This is a genomic window from Olleya sp. R77988 (genome assembly GCF_044594215.1).
Taxonomy (GTDB): Bacteria; Bacteroidota; Bacteroidia; order Flavobacteriales; family Flavobacteriaceae; genus Olleya.
The window spans coordinates 1457727-1470637 of record NZ_CP138988.1; the positions used below are offsets into that span (position 1 = coordinate 1457727).

The 12911-nt window shown below is 32.7% G+C and carries 9 protein-coding genes and 1 pseudogene; 7 read left to right on the plus strand and 3 right to left on the minus strand.

The annotated features are described in order from the left end of the window. Window positions 1-70: 70 nt before the first annotated feature. From SJY17_RS06535 to SJY17_RS06550, 4 genes are all read left to right on the plus strand, one after another. The gene (locus SJY17_RS06535; RefSeq protein WP_397364694.1) at window positions 71-2224 is read left to right on the plus strand and encodes a carboxy terminal-processing peptidase; all 2154 of its coding nucleotides are present in this window, start codon (window positions 71-73) and stop codon (window positions 2222-2224) included. 42 nt (window positions 2225-2266) lie between these two features. Continuing rightward, complete coding sequence (locus SJY17_RS06540; RefSeq protein WP_397364695.1) at window positions 2267-3364, plus strand: ABC transporter permease; 1098 nt, start codon at window positions 2267-2269, stop codon at window positions 3362-3364. 256 nt (window positions 3365-3620) lie between these two features. Further along, window positions 3621-5573, plus strand: a complete 1953-nt coding sequence (locus SJY17_RS06545) for a YgiQ family radical SAM protein (RefSeq protein ID WP_397364696.1) — start codon at window positions 3621-3623, stop codon at window positions 5571-5573. 134 nt (window positions 5574-5707) lie between these two features. Continuing rightward, entirely contained in the window at window positions 5708-6772 is a 1065-nt protein-coding gene (locus SJY17_RS06550) for a methyltransferase (RefSeq protein WP_397364697.1), read from the plus strand. A gap of 4 nt (window positions 6773-6776) precedes the next feature. On the opposite strand, the gene SJY17_RS06555 is transcribed toward SJY17_RS06550, so the two are convergent. Further along, window positions 6777-7097 carry a hypothetical protein gene (locus SJY17_RS06555; RefSeq protein ID WP_397364698.1) on the minus strand — a complete coding sequence of 107 codons (321 nt, stop codon included), beginning with the start codon at window positions 7095-7097 and terminating at the stop codon, window positions 6777-6779. An 89-nt stretch (window positions 7098-7186) separates the two neighbouring features. Between SJY17_RS06555 and SJY17_RS06560 the strand changes: the two genes are divergently transcribed. From SJY17_RS06560 to dcm, 3 genes are all read left to right on the plus strand, one after another. Beyond that, window positions 7187-7456, plus strand: a complete 270-nt coding sequence (locus SJY17_RS06560; protein WP_397364699.1) for a helix-turn-helix domain-containing protein — start codon at window positions 7187-7189, stop codon at window positions 7454-7456. Then, complete coding sequence (locus SJY17_RS06565; protein ID WP_397364700.1) at window positions 7456-7926, plus strand: hypothetical protein; 471 nt, start codon at window positions 7456-7458, stop codon at window positions 7924-7926. The genes SJY17_RS06560 and SJY17_RS06565 overlap by 1 nt, the downstream gene beginning before the upstream one ends. Window positions 7927-8049: 123 nt before the next feature. Beyond that, window positions 8050-9393, plus strand: a complete 1344-nt coding sequence (gene dcm / locus SJY17_RS06570; RefSeq protein WP_397364702.1) for a DNA (cytosine-5-)-methyltransferase — start codon at window positions 8050-8052, stop codon at window positions 9391-9393. 26 nt (window positions 9394-9419) lie between these two features. Here dcm and SJY17_RS06575 read toward each other — a convergent pair. Beyond that, window positions 9420-9977: pseudogene (locus SJY17_RS06575) on the minus strand (PmeII family type II restriction endonuclease); the annotation flags it as partial. Between the two features lie 23 nt (window positions 9978-10000). Then, entirely contained in the window at window positions 10001-12856 is a 2856-nt protein-coding gene (polA, locus tag SJY17_RS06580; RefSeq protein WP_397364703.1) for a DNA polymerase I, read from the minus strand. Window positions 12857-12911 lie beyond the last annotated feature (55 nt).

The following is a 12911-nucleotide window of genomic DNA, read 5'->3' on the forward strand; positions in this document are numbered from 1 at the left end:
AGTTTAGATTTTATTGGCATGGTTTTTTCTTTACTTTAGTAGAAATTTCTCAATAAGTTAAACAGAACAGATGAAAAGGAAATATAATATAATTTTATTAGTACTATTATTAGCATTTGGCTCTTGTAGTTTTACTGCAAAAGTTGAAGACAATCCAGATAAGGATAAATTATTAATTCAGATAATTACTTTGGCTTTAGACCAATTACATTTTGAGCCTAAACAATTAAATGACGAGTTTTCTGCCGAAATATTTTCAGACTACTTAGAATTAGTAGATCCATTAAAACGTTACTTTTTAAAATCAGACATTGACGATTTTAAAAAATTTGAAACTGAAATTGATGACCAGTTAAAAGCTTACGATATTTCGTTTTTTAATATAGTACATGAGCGTTTAGTACAACGTCAAAAAGATGCCAAAGCGTATTATAAAGAAGTATTAGCAAAACCATTCGATTTTAATAAAGACGAAGATTATAATGCAGATTATGAAAGTTTAACTTACGCAAAAAATAAGAAAGCTATTAAAGAGCGTTGGAGACAACAATTAAAATTTAATGTATTGTCTGGGTATGATACACTTATAGATCAACAAAATGGCGATTCTGAAAATGATGATGAAGAGACTGAAGAAAAGGAACCAGTAGTAATAAAATCGTTAACAGAATTAGAAGAAGAGGCAAGAGCAGAAACTTTAAAAACATTTGATAATTACTTTACAGACTATATTGAAGATATGGAACGCGAAGACTGGTTTTCAATGTATGTTAATACAATTGTAGAAGAGTTTGATCCACATACTTCATATATGGCTCCAACAGATAAAGATAAATTTGACCAACAAATGTCTGGTAAATTAGAAGGGATTGGAGCACGTTTACAAAAGAAAATGGATTACATTAAAATTGTCGAGCTAATTTCTGGTGGACCAGCTTGGAGAGATGGACAAATAGAAGTTGGTGATGTTATAATGAAAGTACGTCAGGACAAAGATAAAGAAGCAGTAAGTATTGTTGGAATGCGTATTGATGATGCTATTAAGTTAATAAAAGGACCTAAAGGAACAAAAGTTGTTTTAACCATGAAAAAAGTGGACGGAACACTGGAAGACTATACTATAACTAGAGATATTGTAGAACTTGAAGAAACCTATGCAAAATCATCTATTGTTAAAAAAGACGATAAAAATTACGGTATTATAAACTTGCCTAAGTTTTATGTAGATTTTAGTGATTATAAAAAGAGAAACGCAGCGTCTGATATTAAATTAGAAATTGAACGTTTAAAAGAACAAGGTATTGAAGGTCTAGTTTTAGATTTACGTAACAATGGTGGAGGATCTTTAAGAACCGTTGTAGATATGGCTGGATTATTTATTGAAGAAGGACCAGTTGTACAAGTAAGATCTACAGACGAGCCTAAAGAAGTATTAAAAGACACAGACAAATCTATAATTTGGGATGGTCCTTTAGTAATTATGGTTAATGAGCTGTCTGCTTCTGCATCAGAGATTTTAGCAGCAGCAATGCAAGATTACAAACGTGCTATTATTATTGGAAGTACACAAACTTACGGAAAAGGAACAGTGCAAAATGTATTGGATTTAAACCGTATGGTACGTAATAGTTCTCATGGAGATTTAGGAGCTTTAAAATTAACACGTCAAAAGTTTTACCGTATCAATGGTGGATCAACACAATTAGAAGGTGTAAAAAGTGATGTGGTTGTTCCGGATCGTTATAGCTTTATTGATATTGGAGAACGCGATCAAGAAAACCCTTTAGCTTGGGATAAAATTTCTGCAGTAGATTATGAGGTTTGGAATAGCTATTTTGATTACGATCGTACTATTGCTAATAGTAAAGAGCGTATGGCAAATAACGAGCAACTTAAGTTAATCGAGAACAATGCTAAATGGGCAAAAACTAAAATGGATGATAATTCATATTCGCTGAATTATAAAAAATATAAAGCAGAATTAGAGTTAAATGAAGAAGAAGCTAAGCAGTTTGATGCTATTTCAGATTATAAAACTAACTTAACTTTTGAGTCGTTACCATACGAGCAAAAATTATTCGAACAAGATACAATCCTACGTGATAAACGTACAAGATGGCACGAAAATTTAAGTAAAGATGTTTATGTTGAAGAAGCACTTAACGTACTTAACGACTTAAAAATGTCATACGAGATTAAAAAAGTTGCCACAATAAAAAATTAATAGTTTTGTTAGTCCTGCGAAAGCAGGAATCTAAAAAAAAAGATGGCTATACAAACAAACTCATTATCACAATTAGCGCTTCAAAAGTTTAAAAAAAACTTTTGGGGCGTTTTTAGTTTGTGTTTTATTGCTTTGGTTGGTTTAATATCTGTATTTGCTTATGTCTTTGCACCAGATGACTCGCAAAATGCTAATCAAATGCATGTGTCTATTCACTCAAAATCTCCAGGATTTAATGTGGATATGTTAACTATACCATCTCAGATTAAAAACGATCAATCGTTTTTTAATCGTGTGTTTTTCGGAAAAAAAAACACTGATACAGAAATCCCAATTTCTAGTTATAGTTTTGATGATAATAACCAATTAACATATACAGAGTATGCTTCAGATGGATTAGAAGGTGTTTCAAAAACCATTGCTGCAGATTTTATCATGCAGAATTCGGCAAAACAATACATTAATAATGTCACCTTTTATTTAGGAACAGATAAATATGGACGCGATTTACTTAGTCGTTTATTAGTTGGTGCACGTATTTCGTTTTTTATAGGTTTTGTAGCTGTATTTATTTCGTTAATTATTGGTGTTTTTATGGGAAGCATTGCAGGTTATTATGGTGGAAGAGTAGATGCTTTTATCATGTGGATAATTAATGTAACGTGGTCTATTCCAACATTACTTCTAGTAATAGCAATAACTTTAGCATTAGGTAAAGGTTTTTGGCAAGTCTTTATTGCAGTAGGTCTAACCATGTGGGTTGAGGTTGCAAGAGTAGTTAGAGGACAGTTAATAAGCGCAAAACAAATGCAATATGTTACTGCTGCAAGAGCATTAGGTTTTAGCGATTATAGGATTATAGCCAAACACATTTTACCAAATATTATGGCTCCAGTTATTGTGATTTGCGCAGCAAATTTTGCTGGAGCAATATTGATAGAATCTGGATTAAGTTTTTTAGGGATTGGTGCGCAACCACCTATGGCTAGTTGGGGAGCAATGATTAAAGACCATTACAATTATATTATTTTAGGCAAACCGTATTTAGCTATTTTACCAGGTTTATGCATTATGCTTTTAGTAATGGCTTTTATGCTAATTGGTAATGCCTTACGTGATGCATTAGACGTTAAGGTTTAAGTTTAACACGTTATGCTTTTTGATGAAAACTCGTCAATTCGAGTGAATTTTACGATTAAAAATGAGTAAAATTTGTATCGAGAATAAGAGTTTTTAAAAAAAGTTCTCGATACTATTTTTCGTACCTCAAAATCACTCGAACTAACGTATATATTATTTTTTATACTAAAAAAGCGTAATAGGTTAATACAAATAGAATAGTATTGCCTTTAAACGTAGTACTTAAGCAACTTTTTTTGTCTATTTTTGCCACAATATGCAAGACTTAAAACTTTCAGATTGGTTACCTACCACAAACAAAGAGGTTAAAATACGTGGATGGGAAGCGCTAGATGTTATCCTGTTTAGTGGTGATGCCTATGTGGATCATCCAACCTTTGGACCTGCTGTAATAGGTCGTATGTTAGAAAGTATGGGATTGCGTGTTGCTATTGTGCCACAACCCAATGTTAACGATAATCTTCAGGATTTTGTAAAGCTAGGTGCTCCAAAATTATTTTTTGGTGTTACAGGTGGTTGTATGGATCCTATGATTAGTAATTATAATGCTAATAAAAAACGTCGCGATAAAGATGCTTATACTCCAAATGGAGATATTGGTTTTAGACCTGATTACGCAACGTCTGTATATTCTAAAATTTTAAAAGAAAAATGGCCAGACACACCAGTTTTACTTGGAGGTATTGAAGCCTCTTTGCGTCGTGTAACACATTATGATTATTGGAGTGATCAATTATTACCAACTATTTTAGAAACCTCTAAAGCAGATATGTTGGTGTATGGAATGGGAGAACAACCCTTGCGCGAAGTGGTTCGATTACTACAAAAAGGTGTGCCTTTTAGTAGTATAACAACCATAAAACAAACAGCAGTTTTATTAAATAAAGAGGCTAGAGTTCCTAAAAATGCTAATTGGGAAGATGTAGAAATACAATCTCATGAAGTCTGTTTAAAGGATAAGAAGAAGTTTGCCTCTAACTTTAAAACGATTGAGCAAGAATCAAACAAATTAGCTGCAAGACGAATTTTTCAGAAAGTAGGAGATAAGATGCTGATGATAAATCCGCCTTATCCAACCATGACAGAAGCAGAAATTGATGCATCTTTCGACTTACCATATACAAGATTACCACACCCAAAATATAATAAGCGTGGACCAATTCCTGCGTTTGAGATGATTAAGTTTTCCATCAACATTCACAGAGGATGTTTTGGTGGTTGTAGTTTTTGTACTATTTCTGCACACCAAGGAAAATTTATTGCATCACGTAGTCAAGAATCTATTTTAAAAGAAGTAGATACTGTTGCAAATATGCCAGATTTTAAAGGCTATTTAAGCGATATTGGAGGACCAAGTGCTAACATGTATCAAATGAAAGGTAAAGTACAATCTATTTGCGATAAGTGTGTTGCACCAAGTTGTATCTCTCCAGTAATATGTAGTAATTTAGATACATCGCATAAACCGTTAACCGAATTATACCAAGCGGTTGATAAACATCCAAAGGTTAAAAAATCGTTTATTGGTTCTGGAATTAGGCATGATATGTTAGTGCCAGAATTTAATAAAAATGCAGATCCAAAAGAGTTGGATGCTTATACTGAGGAAGTGATGACTAAGCACGTGTCTGGACGACTAAAAGTAGCTCCAGAACATACCAGTGATCCTGTTTTAAAACTGATGCGTAAACCATCGTTTAAATACTTCCATAAGTTTAAAGAACGTTTTGATAAGATTAATGTAGCTAAAAAATTAAAGCTTCAATTAATCCCATATTTTATTTCTAATCATCCAGCGTGCGAAGTCGAAGATATGGCTAACCTAGCAGCCGAAACCAAAGATATGGGTTTTCAGTTAGAGCAAGTACAAGGTTTTACGCCAACACCAATGACAGTTGCTACTGTAATTTATTACAGTGGTTACCATCCATACACGCTTAAAAAAGTAAATACACCAATTACACGTAAAGAGAAAGACGAGCAACATCGTTTCTTTTTCTGGTATAAAGACGAAAACAAAGCTTGGATAAAAAAGACCTTAAATAAATTAGGTCGTCAAGATTTATTAGATGTTTTGTTGCCTAAAAAGGATGAAAAATGGCGTAAAAACAAACCAAAAGGTGAGGCTAAAAACACCTTTAATGATGCTGTACCTTTTAATAAACGTAAAAACAAGGCTACTTTTAAATCTAAGAAGAAGCGACGATAAGTTTTATTTTAATTAATAAAACACTAGTGGTCAACTTAATGCCTGTTTACTAGTCAATAACTATTTAGTAGTAAATTTAATCTTACGACTTGCTAACGTCATTACTCTGCAATCCGTTTTAATTCAAAATAAACGTGAATACAGATATACGTGTAAACAAGCCAGAACCGTTTTTTCCAGAACAACCCTTACCACAATATAATAGATCTATAAATGTTAGTCGTGCCATTAAAGGTATAGAAGCTGTTAAGCCAATACAAATTACCGAGTATTTTAGTAATGGTTTAGAGTTGCTTAACGAGCTGCAAAAGCATCTTAAAAAGAATATGCCTAGCAAAACGTTTAAAGAGCAACGTGAGTATCGATTGGCTTACAAAAAGCTATCTAAGCTTATTTATATAAAGGTTACAAATCATGAGCTGGCAGTAAAAAAAGCACCTGCAATTGGTTGGTTAGAGAAATTGTATCCAGAAGACAACAATTTTTTATTACCATTTACTAAAGTACAAGGATTAAATAGTGCTTGGCAATGGTACAAAAACGGAATTACGCTTCCTGTATTACGAAACAAAATACACCCTTTTTATGGTGTGTATTTTCCAACCAGATTTGATCATTTAATACTGTTTGACAATTGGTTAAAACGTTACCAAGGACCAAAAAAATCTGCAATAGATGTTGGTATTGGTTCTGGTGTGTTGTCTTTTCAAATGGTAAAACATGGTTTTCAAAAAGTGTTTGGTACAGATACCAATCCAAATGCTATTGTTGGATTAACAGAGACTATGGGAGAGACTAAAATGTCTCGAAAAATAGAACTAGATTTTGCGTCTCTTTTTGGTAAGTTTGAAAAACAAACCGAATTGATTGTTTTTAATCCACCTTGGTTACCTGCTGCACACGATTTAGATAAAAATGACGAAGCTATTTATTATAACGATACGCTGTTTCCAGAGTTTTTTGCCGAAGCTAAAAAAAGACTATTACCAGATGGTAAGTTGGTTATAATATTCTCCAATTTAGCCACAATTACTAATGCTACAACAACACATCCAATAGAAAAAGAACTTGCTGAAGGTGGACGTTTTAAATTGGAAACTTGTTTAACACGTAAAGTGAAAGCTGGTTCTAGTAAAACGAAACGTGAGGATTGGAGAGCTGAGGAATTGGTTGATTTGTGGGTTTTGGAGAATGCTTAGAATGTTAGGAAGACATTCCACATTTTTTACAATAATTTAATTTTTCTATTACTTGAATTACTCCTTTGCAGTTGTGGCAAAGCTTATGTGCATTTCCGTCAAAATCATAAAACTCTTCATTGTCTAGTTCTTCCCAATCGGTAAAGTAAAACCATTCGCCTTTTGTGTTAATGGTTTTTAGTTCTTCTTCCCAAACCAATCCAAAAGATTCTACATATTTCTTTGCATGTTCTTCAGTTCGTGAATAATGTCCACCTTCATTAAAAAGGATTCCTTTATTCATTCCTTTTCCATCATCACTTGATTTTCTTGCATACCAAATCATTAAAATTGATTTTAAATTTAGTCTCAAATATAGTAAAATGATACTTATTGTATGTTGATAATTGCATACAATAAGTATAGTTTCGACTAATGGTAAATAAATTTATTCTTAAAGAATTTGGGCAAAGAATTCGAGAGCTAAGACTTGACAACAAGCTAAGTCAAGAGAAACTATCTTTTAAAACAGGCTTTCATAGAACATACATTGGAATGATTGAAAGAGGTGAACGTAATATTTCACTAACTAATATTGCAGTCTTTTCAAAAGCTTTTGAAATGGAGATTTCGGATTTACTGAATTTTAAAAATCAAAACCCGAAACTAAGTTTTAATGATTATCAATTAAAAACTAAAGAATAATGTCAAGAGCTCATAGTTTTAAGTTGACATTATCTAATAATGTTACAGAGAAAGAAGGAATTAGGTATATGTTAGAAGAGCAAACTGGTTTTTTTCAGATTGATTTACCAATGAAAAAAGCATTGCTTGATATTCTTGAACTGCCATATAGTTTTAAGCAATCTTTTGATATGATTTTCATACCTAAATTAGAAGGTGTAAAATTGAAAGAAGATTATATTGAAACACATTTGGATGAAATCCAATTCATTGAGATAAAGACAACTAAAAAGTTTCTACCCGAAAATCCAAAGGGATTTTTCTTTGGAGCTACAGAGAATGAATTTAATTTTGCAAAATTAGTTGGAGAAAGATTCAGGTTTTGCTTTATTTCTTTACACCCAGATTCTTTGTCTTGTAGTTTGCTTAAAATGGATGAGTTAGAATCTATCATTAGAAATAAGAGGATTCAATATCAGATAAATCTTTAGATGTTTCAGATTGATTTTCTATTCTCTGCTGTAAAATTTTAGAATAAAAAAATAAATCAAAAGACTTCAAATAGTTCGAAAATAATTTCATAAATTTGTAACCAATACATAAGGTTGTATAATATGGTTATAAAAAAATATTATTCTATTTCGGAAGCTGCTAATTTATTAGGTAAAACTACTGATACTTTACGAAGATGGGATAAAAATGGCACTCTTGAGGCTTTGAGAGAACCAATAAGCAAGTATCGAATATACAAAAAAGAAGATATCAATAATTTGATAAAACCATTATTTGATAATCTTGATGAAGTCGTTGATAATTCTGAAAAACCACTTAAAGAATTTAAAGTTTTAGAGCTATTTGCTGGAGCTGGTGGATTAGCAATAGGGCTTGAAAAAGCAGGAATTAAATGTGCTGCTTTAAACGAAATAGATAAATGGGCTTGCCAAACACTTAGAGAAAATAGACCAAATTGGAATGTATTAGAAGGCGATATTAAATCTTTTAATTTTGAAAAATTTAATGGAGAAGTAGATATTGTTACAGGTGGTTTCCCTTGTCAAGCTTTTAGTTATGCAGGAAAAAAATTAGGATTAGAAGATGCGAGAGGGACTTTGTTTTATGAATTTGCTCGTGCTGTAAAAGAAGTCAATCCTCCAATTTGTATTGGTGAAAATGTAAAAGGTTTGCGCTCTCACGAAAAAGGAGAAACACTAAAAGGAATGTTATCAATTCTTGACGAGATTGGTTACAATGTTGTTCCTGTTGAGGTTTTAAAAGCTATTAACTACAAAGTACCACAAAAGCGCGAACGTATAATTTTGGTTGGTATTAGAAAAGATATTGATATTAAATATGAATATCCAAAACCGTATCAAACTATCTATAATTTATCTGATGCATTAAAGAAAGGAAAGCTTTACGATTCTGATGTTCCAAAATCTGAAGGCTCAAAATATCCTGAACATAAAAAAGTAGTTTTAGATTTAGTGCCACCAAAAGGGTATTGGAGAGATTTACCATTAGACTTACAAAAGGAATATATGGGAAAAAGCTTTTATTTAGGTGGAGGGAAAACAGGAATGGCTCGACGTATTGGTTGGGATGAGCCAAGTTTAACTTTAACTTGTAGTCCTGCACAAAAACAAACTGAAAGATGCCATCCAGATGAAACAAGACCTTTCACTGTTCGTGAGTATGCTCGAATACAAACCTTTCCAGACGACTGGAAATTTATGGGTTCTGTTTCTCAACAATATAAACAAATAGGAAATGCTGTCCCATGTAATTTGGGTAAAGAAATTGGTTATTCGATTATTAAGTTTTTGAATAAATATTATTCAAAATCAAATAAATTAGAAGATTCAACTTCTTTTAAAAGTAGCTCAAACCCTTCTTTAAAAAAACCTTCTGTCTCAAATGAGTTGATAACAGAATCTAATTCAATTACTAGCTTTGGATAAAATTCAGAAAACCCAGTAATTCTATGCCAAAAATCTTTACCAATAATAACAGGAAATTGTGTATTTATTTTTTTGTAATGTTGGCTAAGTTGTTTTTCTTCACCATATAAAACACCCAAAATTAAATCAGAATTATTCATGTTCATTGAATTAGTTCTTGCTAGGTTAGTTACAGTGGTGAATTTTTTTAATAGAGGATTTACATCTTCAGAGTTAATTGTATTTGGGCCAGATTTTAATTGACACCATTTTTTTCGATTATCAATTTTGTCAATAAATTCAATATCCATTCCTTTAATTAAAGAACCAGTCGCTAAATTTAGATTTATAAACATATTCTGTATTCTAGTACCAAAAGAAGTGTTTATAGAAGTTCCTAAAACCCGAGGATAGTATAAGGCCTTAGTAATGCCGAGTGGTGTGAAATTATCTTCAAGAATTTTAGATAAGTATTTAACTATGATTGGATTTATTTTGTAAGATTTAAGTTTAGAATGCGTTTTTAATACATTGATTTTATGGTTTTCAAAAATCTTCTCTTTAAAATACTCTGTAACTATTGCTAAAAGTTCTTGTTCTGACATATATCAAATATATTCTTTTTTAATTAATGCGCCTCCAACCAATTTAAACCAGTATCCAACTCCACATCTAAAGGCACATCCATTTTAAAAGCATTTTCCATTTCAGTTTTAATCAAGGTTTTCATCTCTTCAAGCTCTGGTTTGTAGACATCAAAAACCAATTCATCATGGACTTGCAACAACATTTTGGTTTTATAATTACCAGCTTCAAGTTTGTTATATATATTAATCATGGCGATTTTAATAATGTCGGCAGCACTACCTTGTATTGGTGCATTAACCGCATTACGCTCTGCAGCACCACGTACAATAGCGTTTGCACTATTTATATCTTTTAGATAACGTCTTCGGTCTAAAACAGTTTTTACATACCCATTATCACGCGCAAAATCGACTTGTTCGCTCATGTATTTTTTAAGCTTTGGATAGGTTTCGTAATAGGTATCAATTAGCTCTTTGGCTTCGCCACGCGATAAATCGGTTTGGTTACTTAATCCAAAAGCAGACACACCATAAATAATCCCAAAGTTTACGGTTTTGGCATTACTACGTTGCTCTCTTGTGACTTCGTTTAAAGGCACATTAAAGACTTTAGATGCTGTAGAGGAATGAATATCTTCGCCATTTTTAAAGGCTTCAATCATGGTTTCCTCTTGGCTTAAAGCTGCAATTATACGCAGTTCTATTTGGCTATAATCGGCTGCAAGTAACGTATAGTCGTCATTACGTGGTATAAAGGCTTTACGCACTTGACGTCCACGTTCTGTACGTATTGGAATATTCTGTAAGTTAGGATTGTTACTACTTAAACGTCCTGTTGCAGCAACGGTTTGCATATAGTCTGTGTGCACACGTCCTGTTGCTTCTTCTACCTGAAGTGGTAACGCATCTACATACGTGCTTTTTAGTTTTGCTAAACCACGATACTCTAAAATATCTCTAATAATCTCGTGCTCTTTTGCTAAAGCCGATAAAATATCTTCACCTGTTTTATACTGTCCTGTTTTGGTTTTTTTAGGTTTGTCTACTAGTTTTAGTTTTTCAAACAAAATGATTCCTAATTGCTTTGGTGATGCGATATTAAATTCTTCACCAGCAACTTCGTAGATTTTTGCAACTAAAGTGTCTATGTCTTTGTTTAATTCTTCTGCAAGTGTGTTTAAAAACGGAACATCTAAGTTAATACCTTCCAGTTCCATTGCAGCTAATACACGTACTAAAGGCACTTCGATATCTGTAAATAATGTTTTAGTATTGGCTTCGCCTAATTCTTTTTCAAAATGTGCTGCCAATTGTAAAGTAATATCAGAATCTTCTACTGCATATTCGGTTTGTTTTTCCAACGGAACTTCACGCATTGATAATTGATTCTTTCCTTTTTTACCAATTAATTCTGTGATAGAAATTGGTGTGTAATTTAAGTACGTTTCTGCCAACACATCCATGTTGTGACGCATGTCTGGATTAATTAAATAATGGGCTAACATGGTGTCAAACAATTGACCTTTAACTTGTACATTATATTTGGCCAATACTTTAATATCGTATTTTAAATTCTGACCAATTTTTTCAATGGTTTCATTCTCAAAAAACGGTCTTAAGTCTTCAATAATTGCTTGTGCTTCGGTTTTGTCTTCCGGAAAAGGCAAGTAAAACCCTTTACCAACTTCCCATGAAAATGCAATACCAACCAATTGTGCAGTTAATGGATTTAAGCCTGTAGTTTCGGTATCAAAACAAACAGAGGTTTGATTCATTAAATTTTTAATGAATAATTTGGTTGCCATTCCTGGTGCGATGCTTTGGTAAAAATGCGAAGTGGTTTCGGCAGTTTTACGTGCAAAGGTGTTGGTTTCGGTTGTCGCTTTCGCGGAATTTGGGTCACCTCCAAACAAACTAAATTGTCCTGCTCCAGCACTTTCTGCTTCTTTTGGTGTTACTTTTGGTGCTGCTTTTTCTGAAGTAATGTCACTTGCTTTTGAAGTTGCTTCTGCACCAGACGTAAATGTTTTGGTGAAATTATCTATTAAACGTCTAAATTCTAACTCTTGAAAAATCTCTGTTACTTTAGGGATATCTGGTGCATCTAATTCAAAATCTTTTGCATTAAACGTCACAGGAACATCTAGCATAATGGTTGCTAGTTTTTTAGATAGTAAACCCAATTCTTGATTGGCTTCTACTTTTTCTTTCATTTTACCTTTTAACTCGTGCGAATTAGCAAACAAGTTTTCCATACTACCATAAGCAGCCAAAAACTTTTTTGCAGTTTTTTCGCCAACACCTGGCAGTCCAGGAATATTATCACTTGCGTCTCCCATCATGCCTAAAAAGTCAATGACTTGTAATGGATCTGTGACTTCAAATTTTTTCTGCACTTCTGGAATTCCCCAAGTTTCGTATCCACCACCAAACATTGGTCTGTACATAAAAATGTTTTCGCTTACTAATTGCGCAAAATCTTTATCTGGAGTTACCATAAAGGTTTGGTAGCCTTCTTTTTCGGCTTGTTTTGCTAATGTTCCAATTACATCATCAGCCTCGTAACCTGCTTTTACCATAATTGGAATATGCATGGCTTTTAAAATATCTTGTATAATTGGCACTGCAATTTTAATGGCTTCTGGTGTTTCGTCTCTATTGGCTTTGTAAGCTTCAAACATCTCGACGCGATCTGCACTTCCTCCTTTATCAAAACAAACAGCTAAATGGTCTGGTCTTTCGCGTTTAATGACGTCTAAAAGCGAATTCATAAAACCCATAACTGCTGAGGTGTCGACACCTTTAGAGTTAATTCTTGGGTTTTTTATAAAGGCATAATAGCCACGAAAAATTAATGCGAATGCATCGACTAAAAAGACACGTTTGTTATCTGACATTTCTATAAGTTTGAAAGAACTCAAATTTACAAAACTTAAAGCAGGTTTGCCTGAA